Annotated in this window: 14 protein-coding genes; 4 read left to right on the plus strand and 10 right to left on the minus strand. The window is 71.4% G+C overall.

Annotated elements, in window-relative coordinates:
* Positions 1–27: 27 nt before the first annotated feature.
* Positions 28–1,233 (minus strand): site-2 protease family protein, encoded by a 1,206-nt coding sequence (locus ACH4SE_RS08780; protein WP_398542590.1) that lies wholly within the window; start codon positions 1,231–1,233, stop codon positions 28–30.
* 149 nt (positions 1,234–1,382) lie between these two features.
* On the opposite strand from ACH4SE_RS08780, the gene ACH4SE_RS08785 reads away from it, so the two are divergent.
* Complete coding sequence (locus tag ACH4SE_RS08785) at positions 1,383–2,285, plus strand: RecB family exonuclease (RefSeq protein ID WP_398542591.1); 903 nt, start codon at positions 1,383–1,385, stop codon at positions 2,283–2,285.
* A gap of 19 nt (positions 2,286–2,304) precedes the next feature.
* Positions 2,305–2,976: a response regulator gene (locus tag ACH4SE_RS08790; protein WP_398180723.1), complete on the plus strand. Its 672-nt coding sequence runs from the start codon at positions 2,305–2,307 to the stop codon at positions 2,974–2,976.
* A gap of 84 nt (positions 2,977–3,060) precedes the next feature.
* Here ACH4SE_RS08790 and ACH4SE_RS08795 read toward each other — a convergent pair whose 3' ends face one another.
* The 8 genes from ACH4SE_RS08795 to metH all read right to left on the minus strand — a co-directional run bounded on the left by ACH4SE_RS08795 (position 3,061) and on the right by metH (position 15,794).
* On the minus strand, positions 3,061–4,656 hold the full coding sequence (locus tag ACH4SE_RS08795) for an ABC transporter substrate-binding protein (protein ID WP_398542592.1): 1,596 nt from the start codon (positions 4,654–4,656) through the stop codon (positions 3,061–3,063).
* Between the two features lie 149 nt (positions 4,657–4,805).
* A complete protein-coding gene (locus ACH4SE_RS08800) occupies positions 4,806–6,152 on the minus strand; it encodes an ABC transporter ATP-binding protein (protein WP_398542593.1) in 1,347 nt (448 codons plus the stop codon).
* Positions 6,136–7,197, minus strand: a complete 1,062-nt coding sequence (locus tag ACH4SE_RS08805; RefSeq protein ID WP_398542594.1) for an ABC transporter ATP-binding protein — start codon at positions 7,195–7,197, stop codon at positions 6,136–6,138. The genes ACH4SE_RS08800 and ACH4SE_RS08805 overlap by 17 nt, the downstream gene beginning before the upstream one ends.
* Complete coding sequence (locus ACH4SE_RS08810) at positions 7,194–8,258, minus strand: ABC transporter permease (RefSeq protein ID WP_398542595.1); 1,065 nt, start codon at positions 8,256–8,258, stop codon at positions 7,194–7,196. Before ACH4SE_RS08810 ends, ACH4SE_RS08805 begins: the two co-directional genes overlap by 4 nt.
* Positions 8,258–9,277 (minus strand): ABC transporter permease, encoded by a 1,020-nt coding sequence (locus tag ACH4SE_RS08815; protein ID WP_398542596.1) that lies wholly within the window; start codon positions 9,275–9,277, stop codon positions 8,258–8,260. The genes ACH4SE_RS08810 and ACH4SE_RS08815 overlap by 1 nt, the downstream gene beginning before the upstream one ends.
* Positions 9,278–9,396: 119 nt before the next feature.
* Positions 9,397–10,977 carry an ABC transporter substrate-binding protein gene (locus tag ACH4SE_RS08820; protein WP_398542597.1) on the minus strand — a complete coding sequence of 527 codons (1,581 nt, stop codon included), beginning with the start codon at positions 10,975–10,977 and terminating at the stop codon, positions 9,397–9,399.
* 309 nt (positions 10,978–11,286) lie between these two features.
* Positions 11,287–12,024 (minus strand): HAD family hydrolase, encoded by a 738-nt coding sequence (locus tag ACH4SE_RS08825; RefSeq protein WP_398542598.1) that lies wholly within the window; start codon positions 12,022–12,024, stop codon positions 11,287–11,289.
* Positions 12,025–12,272: 248 nt separating this feature from the next.
* Positions 12,273–15,794: a methionine synthase gene (gene metH / locus ACH4SE_RS08830; protein WP_398542599.1), complete on the minus strand. Its 3,522-nt coding sequence runs from the start codon at positions 15,792–15,794 to the stop codon at positions 12,273–12,275.
* Between the two features lie 291 nt (positions 15,795–16,085).
* Here metH and ACH4SE_RS08835 point away from each other — a divergent pair, with 291 nt between their 5' ends.
* Complete coding sequence (locus ACH4SE_RS08835; RefSeq protein ID WP_398542600.1) at positions 16,086–16,859, plus strand: MIP/aquaporin family protein; 774 nt, start codon at positions 16,086–16,088, stop codon at positions 16,857–16,859.
* Positions 16,860–16,933: 74 nt separating this feature from the next.
* The gene (gene glpK / locus ACH4SE_RS08840; protein ID WP_398542601.1) at positions 16,934–18,493 is read left to right on the plus strand and encodes a glycerol kinase GlpK; all 1,560 of its coding nucleotides are present in this window, start codon (positions 16,934–16,936) and stop codon (positions 18,491–18,493) included.
* 104 nt (positions 18,494–18,597) lie between these two features.
* On the opposite strand, the gene ACH4SE_RS08845 is transcribed toward glpK, so the two are convergent.
* The gene (locus tag ACH4SE_RS08845) at positions 18,598–18,801 is read right to left on the minus strand and encodes a hypothetical protein (protein WP_398542602.1); all 204 of its coding nucleotides are present in this window, start codon (positions 18,799–18,801) and stop codon (positions 18,598–18,600) included.
* Positions 18,802–18,835: the final 34 nt, after the last annotated feature.

The raw sequence follows: 18,835 nt of genomic DNA on the forward strand, positions 1-18,835 counted from the left end.
CCGCCCCCGGGCCCGGACGGGCGTCCCCTACGGCCGCGACATGGCCGCGAGGAAGGCCTTCTCGACGTCCGAGGTGGACAGCACGCCGTAGATCTCCCCGGTGGGCTCGACGACCAGGTACTCCGTGGCGGGGCTGGCGCGCAGCCGGTCGAGCAGGTCCTCGCCGCCCAGCTCGGCGGACACCCGCATGCCGGGGGTGAGGTCCTGGGCGAGGCCGCCGACGGCGACCCAGGGGCGGCGGTGCTCGGGAGTGGTGACGATGGCTGACTCGCGCACCAGGGCGGTCGGGGTGCCGTGCCCGTCGACGACGACGAGCGCGCGGGCGCCGGCCTCGTTGGCGCGGCGCAGCGCCTCGGACAGCGGCGTGTCGGAGGCGACCGGGACGGCCCGCCGGGTGAGGGTGCGGGCGCGCAGCGCGGGCAGCCGCTCGCGCAGCCGGGCCATCCGCAGGCTGTTGCCGGCGCCGGTCCAGATGATGGCGGCGAGGACCGCGGCGAGCAGTGCGTCGGTGAGCGAGTCGACGCCGCTGCCGCCGGCGTCGCGCCCGTAGGAGAGCAGCGGCAGCCCGACGAGGACGGCGAGCGCGAGGGCGCGCCCGACCCAGGCGGCGGCGACGGTGCCGGTCATGGCCCGGCCGCTGATCTTCCAGACGACCGCGCGCAGCATGCGGCCGCCGTCGAGCGGCAGCCCGGGCAGGAAGTTGAAGATCGCAACGATGAGGTTGCTGATCATGAGCCCGGCGAGCAGCACGCCGGGCACGGTGCCGGACTCGACGAGCTGCATGCCGCCGAAGAAGGCGCCGGCGAGCACCAGCGACAGCAGCGGCCCGACGAAGGCGAGCACGAACTCCCGGCCCGGGCTGTCCGACTCCTTCTCGATCTCCGAGATGCCGCCGAAGAACTGCAGCTGGATCCGCCGGACGGGGAGCTTGAAGCGCAGCGCGGCCACGGTGTGGGCCAGCTCGTGGACCAGCACCGAACCGTAGAAGGCGATCGCGAAGAACAGCGACACGAGGTAGCGCGCCCGGCCGAGCTCGGGCAGGACGGTGTCGAGCTGGTCGCCGAAGACCCAGGTGATCAGGGCCGCGATCAGGAACCAGCTGGGTGCCACGTAGATGGGGACGCCGAAGAAGCGGCCCATGAGGAGCCCGCCGCCGGGTCCGCGCGCGGCCGCGCCGGGGCCGTCTCCCGGGGCGTCGCTCTTGCCGGACGGCGGCCCACCGCTCTCGCTCACTGCTTCCCCTCGTTCGGCTGGAAGATCCCGGTCCCGATCGGTCAGGTCGGTACCGATCACGCGAGACCGAGGCCTCGGCAGCCATGCTATTGCTCCGCCACGTCCGGCGGGCAGCGGCTTGTCGGTGGCAGGCCGTAAGGTCGTCTGCCATGGGGACGACCACCGAAGGCGGAGCAGGCGCGGACACGGCGGGGCGGGACAGGCCGCCGCGGCCGCCGTCGTCCCTGTCGCCGTCCCGCGCGGCGGATTTCATGCGCTGCCCGCTGCTGTACCGGCTGCGGGTGATCGACAAGCTGCCGGAGAAGCCCAGTCTGGCCGCGACACGCGGCACGGTGGTGCACGCGGTGCTGGAACGGCTCTTCGACGCGCCGGCCGCCGAGCGGACCGCGCGCCGGGCCCGGGACCTGGTGCCCGGCGAGTGGGAGCGGCTGCTGGCGGCCCGCCCGGAGCTGGCGGCGCTGTTCGACGCGGCGGAGCCGGCCGCGCTCGCCGAGTGGCTGGACAGCGCCGGCGCGCTGGTGGACCGCTGGTTCACGCTGGAGGACCCGACGCGGCTGGAGCCCGCCGAGCGCGAGCTGTACGTGGAGACGGTGCTGGAGTCGGGGCTGACGCTGCGCGGCTACGTCGACCGGCTGGACGTGGCACCGGCGACGGGCGATCTGCGGGTGGTGGACTACAAGACCGGCAAGGCCCCGCGGCCGGAGTACCGGGACGAGCCGCTGTTCCAGATGTCCTTCTACGCGCTGGTGCTGTGGCGGCTGCGCGGGGTGGTGCCGCGGCGGCTCCAGCTGGTCTACCTGGGCAGCGGCGACGTGCTCACGTACGACCCGTCGGAGCGCGATCTGCTGCGGACCGAGCGGCGGCTGCTGGCGCTGTGGGAGGCGATCCGGGCGGCGACGGCCAGCGGGGAGTGGCTCCCGCGCCGCACCCCGCTGTGCGGGTGGTGCGACCACCAGGCGTTCTGTCCGGAGTTCGGCGGGACTCCCCCGCCCTATCCGCTGGCGGAAACAGCCGGAGAGCTGCCCGTCGTCGGCGAGAATGGTCCGGTCTAGCGAAAGACGGAGGAAGACCGTGGCGATCCGCGTCCTGCTGGTGGACGACCAGCCCCTGCTGCGTACCGGTTTCCGGATGATCCTGGAGGCCGAGCCCGACATCGCGGTGGTGGGCGAGGCCGGGGACGGCCAGCAGGCGCTGGACCAGGTGCGGGCACTGCAGCCCGACGTGGTGCTGATGGACATCCGGATGCCCCGGATGGACGGTGTCGAGGCGACCCGGCAGATCACCGGGCCGGACCGCTCGGGTCCGGCGAAGGTGCTGGTGCTGACGACCTTCGACCTGGACGAGTACGTGGTGGAGGCGCTGCGGGCGGGGGCGAGCGGCTTCCTGCTCAAGGACGCGCCGGCGGCCGAGCTGGTGCAGGCGATCCGCGTGGTGGCCGCGGGCGAGGCGATGCTCGCGCCGAGCATCACCCGGCGGCTGCTGGACAAGTACGCCGGGCGGCTGCCGTCCGGGGAGGACTCGGTGCCGCAGCCGCTGCACGCGCTGACCGAGCGCGAGGTCGAGGTGCTCAGGCTCGTGGCCCGCGGACTGTCGAACGCGGAGATCGCCGCCGAGCTCTTCGTCTCGGAGACCACCGTCAAGACGCACGTGGGGCACGTGCTGACGAAGCTGGGCCTGCGCGACCGGGTGCAGGCGGCGGTGTACGCGTACGAGAGCGGGCTGGTGCGCCCCGGGGCGGGCTGACAGCCCCCCGGGGCTCCGCCCGGCCCCCGGGAGGGGCCGGGCGGCGTTGCGCCGTACGGCGGCGCCTGGGGTACGCGGCGCGCGTCAGCCGGTCTTGCCGCGGCCCAGCTCCCAGAACTGCGTGGTGGTGGACGAGTTGAGTGCCCACTCCACGCCGGTGATGTCGGTGCGGGCGGCGATGTACTGCTTGCCCTGCCACAGCGGCAGCATCGGCACGTCGTCGGCGATGAGGTCCTGGGCCTTGCCGAACGCCGTGGCGGTCGCGCCGCGTTCGGCGAGCTTGCGGGTGGCGGGCAGCAGGGTGTTCTGGATGGTGGTGTTGTTGTAGGCGAGGTTGAGGAAGTTCTCCTTGTCGAAGAACGGCGCCAGGTAGTTGTCCGGGTCGGGGAAGTCGGGCAGCCAGCTCAGCGCGAACAGCTCGTAGTCGTGCTCGGTCGCCTTCTTCAGGAAGGTGTTCCACTGCTCGCTCTTGGTGGTGACCGTGAACAGCCCGCTGGCGTTGAGCTGCCGGGCGATCTCCTTGGCCTCCGCCTCGTTCATCGTGCCGCCGGTGTCGCGGCGGAAGTTGACGGTGAGCGGGATCTTCTCGGTGACCCCGGCATGGCGCAGCAGCGCCTTCGCCTTGGGCACCGACGGGTCGCCGTAGCGGTTGTGGAAGGAGTTGGTGTGGCTGGTGATGCCCGCCGGTATCACCGAGTACAGCGGGTCGGCGGTGCCCTGGTAGACGTTGCGGGTGATCGCGTCCCGGTCGACGAGCTGGGCCAGTGCCTGGCGTACGGCCAGCGTCTTCAGATCGGTCGAGGTGGTGTCGAGGAAGAGGTAGCGGGCCTCGCCGCCGGAGGACTCGGTGGTCCTGATGGCCGTGTCGGTGCTGGACAGCAGGCCGCCGATCTGGTCCGGGCTGATGGTGCGGGCCATGACGTCGATGCCGCCCGACTTCAGCGCCTTCTCCATGGCGTGGGAGTCGGTGAAGAGCTTGAGCCGGATCTTGTCGTTGTTCATCTTCAGCATGCCCTTGTAGTGGCTGTTCCTGCTGAAGTCGCCGCCGTCGGCCTGCTTGAAGGAGTCCAGCGTGTACGGGCCGGAGCCGACGAGCCGGAAGCCGGTGTAGGGCTTGTCGGCCGGGTAGACGGCGGGGTCCAGGATCGCGGCGGCCGGTGTGGCGAGCTTGGCCGGGAAGGTCGTGTCGGGCGCCTTGAGGTGGAAGACCACGGTCGTCTCGTCGGGGGCCTCGACGGACTTCACCCCGGACAGCAGGGAGGCCGGGCCGGCCGCGAAGTTGATCTTCAGCATCCGGTCGACCGAGAACTTCACGTCCTGGGCGGTGACCGGGTGCCCGTTGGAGAACTCCTGGCCGTCGCGTATCCGGCACTGGTACGTGAGCACGGTGTTGTCGGAGTAGTGGCACTCCGACGCGGCGTCCGGGCTCGGGGTGGTGCTGCCGCGCTGGTAGGTCAGCAGCATCTGGAAGGTGTTGTAGAAGATGTTCCAGGTGGCGCTGTCGTACGAGGTGGCGGGGTCGAGCGGCGCGGGGTTGTCCTTGCTCAGCTCGATGCTGTCGGTGGTGCCCACGACGATGGGCTTGCCGCCGCTGCTCCCCACACTGGTGCTGCCGCACCCGGTGACCAGTGGCGACATCGCGCCCAGCAGCACGGGCAGCACCAGAAGCTTGCGGTTCATCCTCGTCGTTCTCCTCTTGCCTGGCGTGGTCATGAGTTCCGCTTGTTGGCGTGGCTCACGAGATGTGCGAGCCCCGCGTGGTGTGCGGGGCTCGCGTGGTTCACCCTATTCGTTGTGCTGTGCGGTTCCGGCCGCGGTCGCGCTGACCGTCAGCCGGCGGATTCCCGCAGGTGGCAGGCAACTTGGACGTCCGTGCCGGCGACCAGCGCCAGCCGCGGGTCGCGGGCGGCGGCGAACTCGACGACGGCCCGGCCGTTCTCGCTGCGCAGGTCCGCGACACCGCGCCAGAGCGGCTCGTGCGGCCGGTCCTCGGCGCCGTCCTCGTCGCGCAGCGTCCGCAGGAAGTCCAGGACCTCGTCCGCGGTGTGCCCGCGGCCGGGCTGGATCACGGCCGTGCCCCGGCCCGGCTCGGCGAGCGCCTCGACGTCGGCGAACAGGGCCCGCTCGCGCTCGGCGGCCTCCGGGGCCAGCTCCAGCCAGCGGCTCTCCAGCAGCGTGCGCAGGTCGCGGGCCTCCCAGCCGCAGCCGGCGACGGCCACCGGGCAGCGCGGGTGGAAGGAGCAGCCCATGGGCGGCCGGGCGGCGTCCGGGATCTCTCCGCGCGGCAGTTCGCGCGGAACGGCCCGCTCGGGGTCGGGCTCGGGGATCGCGGCGAGCAGCGCCTCGGTGTAGGGGTGCTGCGGGTTGGCGAAGACGTCCGCGGTCGGCCCGTACTCCACGATCCGGCCGAGGTACATGATCGCGATGGTGTCGCAGAAGAACTTCGCGCTGGCCAGGTCGTGCGTGACGTAGACGTACGTGAGGTCCAGGTCGCGCTTGAGGTCCAGCATCAGCTGGAGGATCTTGGCGCGGACGCTCATGTCCAGCATCGAGATCGGCTCGTCGGCCACGAGCAGTTCGGGCTCGGCGATGATCGCCCGGGCGAGCACCGCGCGCTGCTTCTGGCCGCCGGACAGGTCACCGGGGAACTTGCCGAGGTAGCGCTCGGGCGGGGTCAGGCCGACCCTCTCCAGCGCGTCCACGACGCGGGCCTCGTACTCGGCGTCGCTGGAGACGAGGTTGTGGATGCGCAGCGGGTGGCCGACCGCCGTGCGGATGTCCATCGCCGGGTTGAGCGAGGCGTGCGGGTCCTGGAAGACCATCTGGAGGCGGCGGCGCAGCGGGCGCAGCTGCCGCTCGCCCAGCCCGGTGATGTCCTGCCCGCGGTAGCGGACGGACCCGCCGGTGGCCCTGGTCAGGCCGATCAGGGTGCGGCCCAGGGTGGTCTTGCCGGAGCCGGACTCGCCGACCAGGCCCAGCACCTCGCCCTTGCGCAGCCGCAGGTCGATGCCGTCGACGGCGCGTACGGCGCCGCCCGCGGGCTGCCCGGAGAGGCGGCCCAGCAGCCGGCCGCGCAGGCCGAAGTGCACTTCCAGGCCGGACGCCTCGACCAGCGGCTCGCCGGCCTCGCCGGGGGCGCCGTCGCCGGCCGGCTCGATGTCAGGCTTCGTCAGCAACGCTGATCTCCTCTACGGCGTGGAGCGCTTCGCGCCCGTCCGGTCCCAGCTCGTCCGCGAGTTCGGGCGCGACGTCCAGCGCCTGGTGCCAGCACGCGCTGGTGACCCCGCTGGGCAGCAGTACCTCGGGCGGCTCGACCTCGGCGCAGCCGCGCATCGCGACCGGGCAGCGGGGGTGGAAGCGGCAGCCCTGCGGCGGCTCCACCAGGTCCGGCGGGCTGCCCGGGATGAAGTGCAGCCCGGTGGTGGCCAGCGAGATGGTGGAGCGCAGCAGCTCCTTGGTGTACGGGTGCTGCGGGTGGGCGAAGACCTCCCGGGCGTCGCCCTGCTCGACGATGTGCCCGGCGTACATCACCGCGACCCGGTCGCAGGCCTCGGCGACGATGCCGAGGTTGTGGGTGATCAGGACGAGCGACGTGTCGAAGTTCTTCCGCAGGTCGGCGAGGATCTTGATGATCTGCGCCTCGACCAGCACGTCGAGCGCGGTGGTCGGCTCGTCGGCGACGATGAACGCGGGCCGCAGCACGAGCGCGAGGGCGATCATGATGCGCTGCCGCATGCCGCCGGAGAACTCGTGCGGGTAGCTGGCGTAGCGGCTCTCCGGGATGCCCATGCCGCGCAGCGCCTCCAGCGCGCGGGCCCTGATCTCCTTCTTGGGCATGCCCTTGTGGTGGGCGCGCAGCGCCTCCTCGAAGTGCTGGGAGATCCGCATGAGCGGGTTGAGCCGGGTCATCGGCTCCTGGAAGATCAGGCCGAGTTCGGGGCCGCGCAGCTTCTGCAGCTCCTTGGCCGGCAGGCCGACGAGGTTGCGGCCGGCGGCGCCGGCGCTGCGCAGCACCACCTCGCCGTCGACGGCGGCGGCGCTCGGCGTCAGGCCGAGCACGCCGCGGCCGAGGGTGGACTTGCCGCAGCCGGACTCGCCGACCAGGCCGAGGGTCTCGCCGGGCCGCACGTCGAAGCTGACGCCGTCCACGGCGCGCACCGCGCCGCGGTCGGTGCCGTACCAGACGCGCAGGTCGCGGACGGACAGGACGGGTTCGGTCACTTGACGGCCTCGCCTTCGGACGCGTCGGGCAGTTCGGGAGCCGTGACGGTACGGCGCCTGGTGTGGGCGGGGAGCAGTACCTTGCGGATCCTGCGGCGGCGCATGGTCGGGTTGAGCACGTCGTTGAGGCCTTCGCCGAGGAGGGTGAAGCCGAGGATCGCGATGACCATGGCCAGGCCCGGGTAGAGGCAGGTCCACCACATGCCGGCGTTGACGTCGTCGATCGCGCGCTCCAGGTCGTAGCCCCACTCGGCGGCCTGGGTGGGCTGGATGCCCAGGCCCAGGAAGCCGAGCCCGGCCAGGGTGCCGATGCCGTCGGCGGCGTTCATGGTGGTGATGACGGGCACCGACTGGATGACGTTGCCGAAGAGGTACTTGCGGATCACCACCGAGGGCTTGGCGCCCATGGCGCGCGCCGCCTCGACGAAGGTGGCCTCGCGGGCGGACAGCGCCGAGGCGCGCACCACCCGGTAGTACTGCGGGATGTAGACCACCGTGATGGACAGGGCCGCGGTGACCACGCCGCCGCCGGAGACCCCGGAGAAGACGAAGCCGGCCACGATCGCCAGCAGCAGGTACGGGAAGGCGAAGAGGGCGTCCATGACCAGGACCAGGATGCGGTCCAGCCAGCCGCCGAAGTAGCCCGACAGCAGGCCCAGCAGCACGCCGAGGATGAGCGAGAAGACGACCGCGAGGACCATCACCTCCAGGGCGGTGCGGGCGCCGTAGACGGTGCGGGAGAGCACGTCCAGGCTCTGCACGGTGGTGCCGAACCAGTGGTCGCCGTCGGGTGCGCCCTGCTTGGGGAAGTTCTTGCCGCCGTCGCGGTAGGTGTCGAAGCTGTACGGCGCGATGAGCGGCGCGAAGACCGCGGTGAGCACGAACAGCAGCGAGATGACGGCGCCGGCCCACAGCATGAACTTGGGTACGCCGTGGGCCTCGCGGACCGCGGTGGTGATCCGGCGCAGCCCGCCGAAGCGGGTGCCGCCGGGGGCGGGGGTGCCGGAGGGGCCCGGCTCGGCGGGCTCGATCGGCCCGGTGGGGAGAGTCGTCGTGGCCATCAGTAGCGCACCCTCGGGTCGATCAGCGCGTTGACGAAGTCGATCAGCAGGCTGATCACGACGACGGCCAGGGCGAAGACGGTGACGATGCCCTGGACGGCGACGTAGTCGCGCTGGTTGATGTAGTCGATCAGCTGCCGGCCGATGCCGGGCCAGTTGAAGATCCGCTCGGTGAGCACCGCGCCGCTCAGCAGCATGGCGACCTGGAGGCCGAGCACGGTGATGACCGGCACGAGCGCGTTGCGGAAGCCGTGCCGGGCGACGACGTGCCGCTCCCGGACGCCGCGGGCGCGGGCCGCCTCGATGTAGTCGCCCTGCAGCGACTGGATGAGGTTGATGCGGATCATCCGGATGAAGACGCCGAGGATGAGCAGGCCGAGGGCGACGGAGGGCAGCAGCAGGTGCTGGAGGATGTCCTGGACCGCGTCCCAGTCGCCGTTCAGGGCCGCGTCGAGAACCAGGATGTGGGTCTGGGTCGGCACGTTGAGCTGGACGAGCGGCGAGGCCTGGCCGGAGGTCGTGCCGAAGGCGAGCATGAGCAGCGGCGCGGTGACGAAGACCGGGGAGGCGTAGCTGATGATGCTGACCATCCGGCTGACCACGTCCACCGCGCTGTCCCGGTAGCGGCCGGCGAGCAGTCCGACGGGGATGCCGATGACGGCGGCGAAAACGAGGGCGCCCGCGGTCAGGGTGAGGGTGGCGCCGCCGTTCTCGATGATGATGTCGCGCACGCTGCGGCGGTCGGAGAAGGTGGTGCCGAAGTTCAGGGTGACGACCGACTTCAGGTAGTCCCAGAACTGCTGGTAGAGGGGGGCGTCGAAGCCGGCCGCGTGCCGCCGTGCGGCGAGTTCGGTGGCGTTCAGCTTGCCGCCCTGCGACGACGAGATGGGATCGCCGGGCGCCACCCGCATCATCACGAAGACCAGGATCAGCAGGATCAGCACCATGGGCACGGCGAGTGCGATCCGGGTGAGGATGTAGCGGCGCAGCGAGCCCGACTGGTTGCTCGTGTTGCTCATGCGGTGACTTTCCGGTGGCTGTCCGGAGTGGCCCGGACCGGGGACGACGGGATGCGCGGCGCGGGCGCCGCGGGCCGGGCCGGCCCGCGGGGGTCACTCCCCCGCGGGCCGGCCACCGCTCACTTCGTGCCGAGTTCGTAGAACCGGAACATCGTCGGGTCGAGCGCCTTGTCGGCGCCGGTGACGCCGTCGCGGATCACGACGGTCTGCTTGCCCTGCCACAGCGGGATGATCGGGACGTCCTCCGCCACGATCTTCTGGATGTCGGCGAAGGCCTTGTCGCGGACGGCCTTGTCGTCCGTGCCCTGCTCCTTGCTCAGCAGGTCCAGGATCTGCGGGTTGAGGTAGCCGGTGCCCAGGAAGGGCTCCTTGGTCAGGAACGGCGCGACGTCGTTGTCGGGGTCCGGCAGGTCCGGGTACCAGCCGATCATGTACGAGGCGTACGTGTCGGACTTCTCGTCCTTCTGGTACTGCTGCCACTCGGTGGAGCTCAGGGTGACCTTGAACAGGCCGGTGGCGTCCAGCTGCCGCTTGATCGCGGTGGCCTCGTCGGCGGACGCGGCGCCGTAGTGGGTGGGCGTCCAGGCGTAGGCGAGGTTCACCGGGGTCTTGATGCCGGCGGCGTCGAGCAGCGCCTTGGCCTTGGCGGTGTCGGGGGTGCCGTACTTGTCCTTGAAGGCCTCGGTGTGGCCCTCGATGCCGTTGCCGACCATCGAGTAGAGCGGCGCCACGGTGTCGTTGTAGGCCTCCTTGGCGATGCCGGCGCGGTCGATGACCTGCGCGACGGCCTGCCGCACGGCCTTCTGGTCGGCGGGCTTCACCTTGGCGTCGAAGACCATGTAGCGCTTCTCGGTGCCGGTGCCCTCCAGCACCTGGACGCCGGAGGTCTTCTTCAGGTCCTCGGTGTCGGTGGGCGACAGGCTGCGGAAGGCGGCGGTCACGGTGCCGTCCTTGACGGCCTGCTTGAGCGCGGAGGCCTCGGAGAAGTACTGCAGCACGACCTGGCCGTTGTTGAGCTTGGCGTCACCCTTGTACTTCGGGTTGGCCTTCAGCGACGCCTGCTGCTTGGCGGTGTACTTGTCCAGGGTGTACGGACCGGAGCCGACGATCTTCGAACCGTCGAGCAGCTTGTCCGCGGGGAAGAGCTTCTCGTCGACGATCGCGCCCGCGTCGGTGGCGAGCACCGAGGGGAAGGTCGAGTCGGGGTTCTTCAGGTGGAAGGTGACCTGGTCGGTCCCGGTGACGGTGGTGCTGTCGAGGTTGGCCAGCAGGCTGGAGGGACCGTTGGGAGCGGCGATCTTCAGCATCCGGTCGAAGGTGAACTTCACGGAGGCCGCGGTGAGCGGGTCGCCGTTGGAGAACACCAGGCCGGGCTGCATCTGGCAGGCGTACGTCTTGGGGTCGGTGAAGGAGCAGCTCTTCGCCGCGTCCGGGGCCGGGGTGGTGGCGCCGGTCGGGAAGTGCATGACCTTCTGGTAGACGCTGTCGATGATCTCCCAGGAGCCGTAGTCGTACGCTCCCGCGGGGTCCAGCGAGGACACCGAGTCGGTGGTGCCGACGATCACGGCACCCTTGCCGCCACCGTTGCCACCGCCGCTGCTGCTGCCGGACGAATTATCCTTCTTGCCACCGCACGCAGAGGCGCCGATGGCCAGGAAGGCCACGGCGGCTGCGGCGACGACACGCTTGTTTCGTGACATCCAGTGAATCCCCTTGCTCACATGCCGGTCGGTTGAGTCGGCATCGACCGCCCTGGACATTAGCGGGGTGGCCGTCGCCCACCGGGACACGGAGTGATTGAGGGGACATTACATACCGGTAACAGGACGTTCACCACCGATATGCGAACGTCGGGGCTATCGAGTGCTGGAGCGACAAAAGGGTCATATCACCCGGGCAAGAAACCGATAAGTGAAATCTCACCCAGGTGCACCAGCAGCTGTCGATGGGGCGTCGTGTGACAATCATCACACTGCCCGGATTCCACTTCGTGAGACGCTATTCAGCCGTCACCCTCGGTGAAGATCCATATTCACATCGGCCGCCGCCGAGCCCCCGATCAGGGACCTCAGGAACGGCACGTCCACCTGGCCGAGGGAGCCCACCACGGTGCGCCGGGGGGCGGCCGTGATCGGCACGAGCGACGGCACCGCGACCACGTGGCAGCCCGCGGCCTCACCCGACGCCACGCCCGTCACGGTGTCCTCGACCACCACGCAGTGCGCCGGGTCCGCGCCCAGTCGCCGGGCCGCCGTCAGGTACGGGTCGGGGTGGGGCTTGGTCCGGCCGATCTCGTCCCCCGCGAGGGTGAAGGCGAAGTTCTCGGCGCCCAGGGTGCGCAGCATGGCGTCGATCGTGCGCCGGTGCGAGGCGGACACCAGCGCGGTGGGCACCCCGTGCGCCGCGAGCTCCGTCAGCAGCCGCCGGGCACCCGGCATCAGCGGGGCACCGCGCTGCTCGATCAGCTCCTCGAAGCGGGTGTCGATCGCGACCATCAGCTCGGCGAGCGTCGCGGTGGTGCCCGTGACCTCCATGAGGTGGCCGACGCTGCGCGCCATCGGGCCGCCCACCACGACCGACTTGTGCACCTCGTCCAGCACGTGTCCCAGGTCCGCGAACACACCTGTCTCGGCCGCCCACCAGATGCCCTCGGTGTCCACGAGGGTGCCGTCCATGTCCAGCAGCACGGCCTGGAGCTCCTGGCCGTACGCCGGGCGGGTGGCCGTGACGGGGATGCTGCTGGTCATGGGCTCACTCCTCGGCCGAGGTGCGGATCCGGGCCCGGGACCGGCCCCGGGCCGGGTCCGGAGCGCCCCGTCCGGGGGACACGAAGGCCGGTCGCCGCGTCCCGCGGTGCGGGAGGACGACCGGCCTTCGCCGGACCCACCAGTCTACGTGGCCGCCCCCGGGCACGCCTGACGGGCGGGTAACGGCCGTGCGGCGTCCGGGTGACAACCGGGGCGGGCAGGAGCCCCACGGGGGCGCGTGAGGGGCCTCAGCGGGCGTTGAAGTACTTGGCCTCCGGGTGGTGGATCACGATCGCGTCGGTGGACTGCTCCGGGTGCAGCTGGAACTCCTCCGAGAGCTTCACGCCGATCCGCTCCGGCTCCAGCAGGGCCGCGATCTTCGCCCGGTCCTCCAGGTCGGGGCAGGCGCCGTAGCCGAGCGAGAAGCGCGCGCCGCGGTACTTCAGCGCGAACATGTCCGTCATCTCGCCCGGGTCCTCCCCCGCGAAGCCCAGCTCCGCGCGCACCCGTGCGTGCCAGTACTCGGCGAGGGCCTCGGCGAGCTGCACCGACAGGCCGTGCAGCTCCAGGTAGTCGCGGTAGGAGTCGGAGGCGAACAGCTCGTTGGCGGCCTCGGAGATCCTGCTGCCCATGGTGACCACCTGGAAGCCCACGACGTCGGTCTCGCCGGACTCCTCGGGCCGGAAGAAGTCGGCCAGGCACAGCCGCCGGCCGCGGCGCTGCCGCGGGAAGGTGAAGCGGGTGCGCTCGCTGCCGTCCTCGTGCAGCACGATCAGGTCGTCGCCCTTGGACACGCACGGGTAGTAGCCGTAGACCACCGCGGCCTCCAGCAGCCCTTCGGACTGCAGCCGCGTCAGCAGCCCGCGCAGCCGCGGCCGCCCCTCGCTCTCCACCAGCTCCTCGTACGACGGCCCCGACGCGCGCGACTGCTTCAGGCCCCACTGGCCCTTGAAGAGCGCGCCCTCGTCCAGCCACGAGGCGTAGTCCGCCAGCGGGATGCCCTTGACCACCCGGCTGCCCCAGAACGGCGGCTCGGGCACCGGGTTGTCCACCGCGACGTCCGAGCGCACCGGTCCGCGCGACTCGTCGCCGGCCTCCTGCGCGTCCTGCTCGTCCTGCGGCCGGATCGGCACCCGGCGCTGCTTGAGCTCGGGCAGCGCCGCGCCCGGCACCCCGCGCTTGACGCCGATCAGCGCGTCCATCAGCCGCAGCCCCTCGAAGGCGTCCCGGGCGTAGCGGACCTCCCCGAGGTACACCTCGTGCAGGTCCTGCTCGACGTAGGCCCTGGTCAGGGCGGCGCCGCCGAGGATGACGGGGTATTCGGCGGCCAGGCCGCGCTGGTTGAGCTCCTCCAGGTTCTCCTTCATCACCACGGTGGACTTCACCAGCAGGCCGGACATGCCGATGACGTCGGCGCGGTGCTCCTGGGCGGCGTCGAGGATCGCCGAGACCGGCTGCTTGATGCCCAGGTTGACGACGTTGTAGCCGTTGTTGGACAGGATGATGTCGACCAGGTTCTTGCCGATGTCGTGCACGTCGCCGCGCACGGTGGCGAGCACGATGGTGCCCTTGCCGCCGCCGTCGTCGCTCTTCTCCATGTGCGGTTCGAGGTAGGCCACCGCCGTCTTCATGACCTCGGCGGACTGGAGGACGAACGGCAGCTGCATCTGGCCGGAGCCGAACAGCTCGCCCACGGTCTTCATGCCGGCCAGCAGGGTGTCGTTGACGATGTCCAGGGCGGGGCGCTCGGCGAGCGCGGCGTCCAGGTCGTCGGTCAGGCCGTTCTTCTCGCCGTCCACGATGCGCCGCTGGAGCCGCTCGTCCAGCGGCAGCGCCGCCAGCTCCTCGGCCTTGCCCGCCTTCACGGACCTGGCGTCGACGCCCTCGAACAGCTCCATGAGCCTCTGCAGCGGGTCGTAGCCCTCGCGGCGGTTGTCCCAGACCAGGTCGTAGGCGGCCTGCCGCTGCTCCTCGGGGATACGGGCGATGGGCACGATCTTGGAGGCGTGCACGATCGCGGAGTCCAGGCCCGCCTTGACGCACTCGTCGAGGAAGACGGAGTTGAGCACCACGCGGGCGGCGGGGTTGAGGCCGAAGGAGATGTTGGACAGGCCCAGGGTGGTCTGCACCTCGGGGTGGCGGCGCTTGAGCTCGCGGATGCCCTCGATCGTCGCGGCGCCGTCCTTGCGGGACTCCTCCTGGCCGGTGCAGATGGTGAAGGTCAGGCAGTCGACGAGGATGTCGGACTCGCGGATGCCCCAGTTGCCGGTGAGGTCGGCGATCAGCCGCTCGGCGATCTCGACCTTCTTCTCGGCGGTCCTGGCCTGGCCCTCCTCGTCGATGGTGAGGGCGATGAGGGCGGCGCCGTGCTCGACGGCGAGCGCGGTGACCTTCGCGAAGCGCGACTCGGGGCCGTCGCCGTCCTCGTAGTTGACGGAGTTCAGCACCGCCCGGCCGCCCAGCTTCTCCAGGCCCGCGCGCAGCACGTCGACCTCGGTGGAGTCCAGCACGATCGGCAGCGTGGAGGCGGTCGCGAAGCGCCCGGCGAGCTCGGCCATGTCGGCGACGCCGTCCCGGCCGACGTAGTCCACGCACAGGTCCAGCAGGTGGGCGCCCTCCCGGATCTGGTCGCGCGCCATCTCGACGCAGTCCTCCCAGCGGCCCTCCAGCATCGCCTCGCGGAACTTCTTCGAGCCGTTGGCGTTGGTGCGCTCGCCGATCGCCAGGTACGAGGTGTCCTGGCGGAAGGGCACGGTCTGGTAGAGCGAGGACGCGCCGGGTTCCGGGCGGGGCGAGCGAGGGGTCAGGTCGTGGCCGCCGATGCGGTCGACGAGCTGGCGCAGGTGCTCGGGCGTGGTACCGCAGCAGCCGCCGACGAGCGACAGGCCGTACTCGGCGGCGAAGGTCTCGTGCGCGTCGGCCAGCTCGGCGGGGCCGAGCGGGTAGTGCGCGCCGTCCTTGGTGAGGACGGGCAGGCCGGCGTTGGGCATGCACGTCAGCGGGATGCGGGAGTGCCGGGAGAGGTAGCGCAGGTGCTCGCTCATCTCGGCGGGGCCGGTGGAGCAGTTCAGGCCGATCAGATCGATGCCGAGCGGTTCCAGGGCGGTGAGGGCGGCGCCGATCTCGGAGCCGAGCAGCATGGTGCCGGTGGTCTCGACGGCGACCGAGCAGATGATCGGCAGGTCCACGCCCGCCTCGGCCATCGCCCTCCGGGAGCCGACCAGCGCGGCCTTGACCTGGAGCAGGTCCTGCATCGTCTCGACGACGAGCGCGTCGGCGCCGCCGGCGACGAGGCCGGCGGCGTTGGCGTGGTAGCCGTCGCGCAGGTGGCGGTAGGTCGTGTGACCGAGGCTGGGCAGCTTGGTGCCCGGTCCGATGGAGCCGAGCACCCAGCGCTGCCGGCCGTCCGCGGAGAAGCCGTCGGCGACCTCGCGGGCGAGCCGGGCGCCCGCCTCGGCGAGCTCGAAGATGCGGTCCTCGATGTCGTACTCGGCCATGGCGGTGGCGTTGGCGCCGAAGGTGTTGGTCTCGACGCAGTCCACGCCGGCCGCGAAGTACTCCTCGTGCACCGAGCGCACGATGTCGGGGCGGGTGATGTTGAGGACCTCGTTGCAGCCTTCGAGCTGCTGGAAGTCGTCGAGGGTCGGCTCCTGGGCCTGGAGCATCGTGCCCATGGCACCGTCTGCGACGACGATGCGGGAGGCGAGCGCCTCACGGAGGGCGGCGGCGCGGGCGTTGCTCGCGGCGGACGAAGGGGACGGCGAGGCCATGGAACTGCTCCCTGGGATGCGACGGCTGTCGGCTATGCACCGGTCCGTCCCCCGCGGGGGCGGACCACGCACCTCGCCAGCGTAGCCTTCCGGGCCGCGGACCCGGGACGGCATTCCGAGGGGCGGACGGGTGGTCCGCACCCCGCGTCCCCCGGTCGGCCGCCGCACGGGGGCGCGCACGGGCTCCCGACCAGGGCGAATGTTTGACCGGTACAGATCAATGGGGAGACTCCCGTCCTCCGATCGACCAGGTGTCCAGATATCGAACACATTCGCGACAAGGGGGTCGCTGTGTCCAACGGTCATATCGTCACCGGCGAGATCTTCGGGACCGCGGTACTGATCCTGCTCGGGTGCGGCGTCTGCGCCGCCGTGACACTCAAACGGTCCAAGGCCAGGGACGCGGGCTGGCTGGCGATCACCTTCGGCTGGGGGTTCGCCGTGCTGGGCGGCGCCTACATCGCCAACGGCTACTCCGGCGGCCACCTCAACCCCGCGGTCACCCTCGGCATAGCCATCAAGACCGGCCAGTGGTCGAAGGTGCCGTACTACCTCCTCGGGCAGCTCGTGGGCGCCGTGATCGGCGCCTTCCTCGTGTGGGTGGCCTACCTCGGGCAGTTCTCCGCCCACCTGGCGGGAACGGGCGCCCCCGACGGCCCCGACTCCCCGCCCGCCGGGCCCGCCGGCCCCGGCGGACCGGTGCTGGGCGTCTTCTCCACCGGGCCGGAGATCCGCAACACCGTGCAGAATCTGCTGACGGAGATCGTCGCGACCTTCGTCCTGGTGCTCTTCGTCCTCACGCAGGGCATGACCGACGGTCTGGCGGAGAATGGAATGGGCATCCTGCTCACGGCCCTGATCGTGGTCGGCATCGGCCTGTCGCTGGGCGGGCCGACCGGCTACGCGATCAACCCGGCGCGCGATCTGGGGCCGCGGATCGTGCACGCCCTGCTGCCGCTGCGCGGCAAGGGCGGCTCGGACTGGGGCTACGCCTGGATCCCGGTGGTCGGCCCGCTGGCCGGGGCCGCCATCGCGGGCGGGTTGTACCAGCTCGCGTTCACATAGACGGTGGGCGTGTCACCGGACGCACGCCCGCAGTCCCCGAGCCCTGAGCCCCGAACCTCGACGAGGAGGACACCATGACCGACACGCCCGCCGGCGGTACGGGACCGTACATCGCCGCGATCGACCAGGGCACCACGTCCAGCCGCTGCATCGTCTTCGACCGCGAGGGGCGGATCGTCGCCGTCGACCAGAAGGAGCACGAGCAGATCCTCCCCAAGCCCGGCTGGGTCGAGCACGACGCCGCCGAGATCTGGGCCAACGTCCAGGAGGTCGTCGCCGGGGCGCTGCGCAAGGCCGGGGAGGACGTGCCCGGGTTCACCCCGTCGGACGTCAAGGCGATCGGCATCACCAACCAGCGCGAGACGACGCTGCTGTGGGACAAGAACACCGGCGAGCCGGTGCACAACGCGATCGTCTGGCAGGACACCCGCACCGACGCGCTGTGCCGCGAGCTGGGCCGCAACGTCGGCCAGGACCGCTTCCGGCGGCAGACCGGTCTGCCGCTCGCCTCGTACTTCGCAGGGCCCAAGGTGCGCTGGCTGCTGGACCACGTCGACGGCCTGCGGGAGCGCGCCGAGGCCGGGGAGATCCTCTTCGGCACCATGGACTCCTGGGTCATCTGGAACCTCACCGGCGGCGTCGACGGCGGCAGGCACGTCACGGACGTCACCAACGCGTCCCGGACCCTGCTGATGGACCTCAAGACGCTCCAGTGGGACGAGAAGATCTGCGCCTCGATCGGCGTGCCGACCGCGGTGCTGCCCGAGATCCGCTCGTCCTCGGAGGTCTACGGCAGCACGGACGTCGGCGGCCTGAACGCGGTGCCCGTGGCCTCCGCGCTGGGCGACCAGCAGGCCGCGCTCTTCGGCCAGACGTGCTTCGCCGAGGGCGAGGCGAAGTCCACCTACGGCACCGGCACCTTCATGCTGATGAACACCGGCGAGACCCCGGTCAACTCCTACGCCGGGCTCATCACCACGGTCGGCTACCGGATCGGGGACGCCAGGCCCGTCTACGCGCTGGAGGGCTCCATCGCGGTGACCGGCTCGCTCGTGCAGTGGATGCGCGACCAGATGGGCCTCATCGGCACCGCCGCCGAGATCGAGACGCTCGCCGCGACGGTGGAGGACAACGGCGGCGCGTACTTCGTACCGGCCTTCTCCGGCCTCTTCGCCCCCTACTGGCGCTCGGACGCGCGCGGCGTGATCGCCGGGCTCACGCGCTACGTCACCAAGGCGCACCTGGCCCGCGCGGTGCTGGAGGCGACCGCGTGGCAGACCCGGGAGATCGCCGACGCGATGCTCAAGGACTCCGGCACCGAGGTCAGCACCCTCAAGGTCGACGGCGGCATGACCGCCAACAACCTGCTCATGCAGACGCTGTCCGACTTCCTGGACGTGCCCGTGGTGCGCCCGATGGTCGCCGAGACCACCTGCCTGGGCGCGGCCTACGCCGCGGGCCTGGCCATCGGCTTCTGGCCGGACACCGACGCGCTGCGGGAGAACTGGCGGCGGGCCGCGGAATGGACCCCGCGGATGGACCCCGCGCAGCGCGACAGCGAGTACCGGCAGTGGCTCAAGGCCGTGAAGGCGACCATGGGCTGGCTGGAGGAGGAAGACGCGCCCCGCGGCTGAGCCCCGGCTCAGGGGAAGAGCGCGTCCCGCTCCGCGAAGAGCGCCGCGGGCACCTCGCCGCCGGTGCGGCCCAGCAGGGTCCGCCAGTGCCCGCGGCCCTCGTGTCACAGGACCGCGGGCGTCCCGGCGGCGACGGCCGCGACCGCACGGGCGGGCAGCCCGGTCTCCGCGGCGCGCGACGGGGTCAGCCGGTGGGCGGTGCGGCCCCCGGCGGGCCGGGCCATCCACAGCAGGTGGCGGGCGGCGTGCGCGTGCGCGTCCTGCGCGCGCAGCCGCTCGCCGCGCGCGCTCTCGTGCGCGGCGGGCACCGGCCAGTTCGCGAAGCGCCCGCGCAGGTCGGCG

Source organism: Streptomyces sp. NPDC020983 (genome assembly GCF_044333485.1).
Classification (GTDB): Bacteria; Actinomycetota; Actinomycetes; order Streptomycetales; family Streptomycetaceae; genus Actinacidiphila.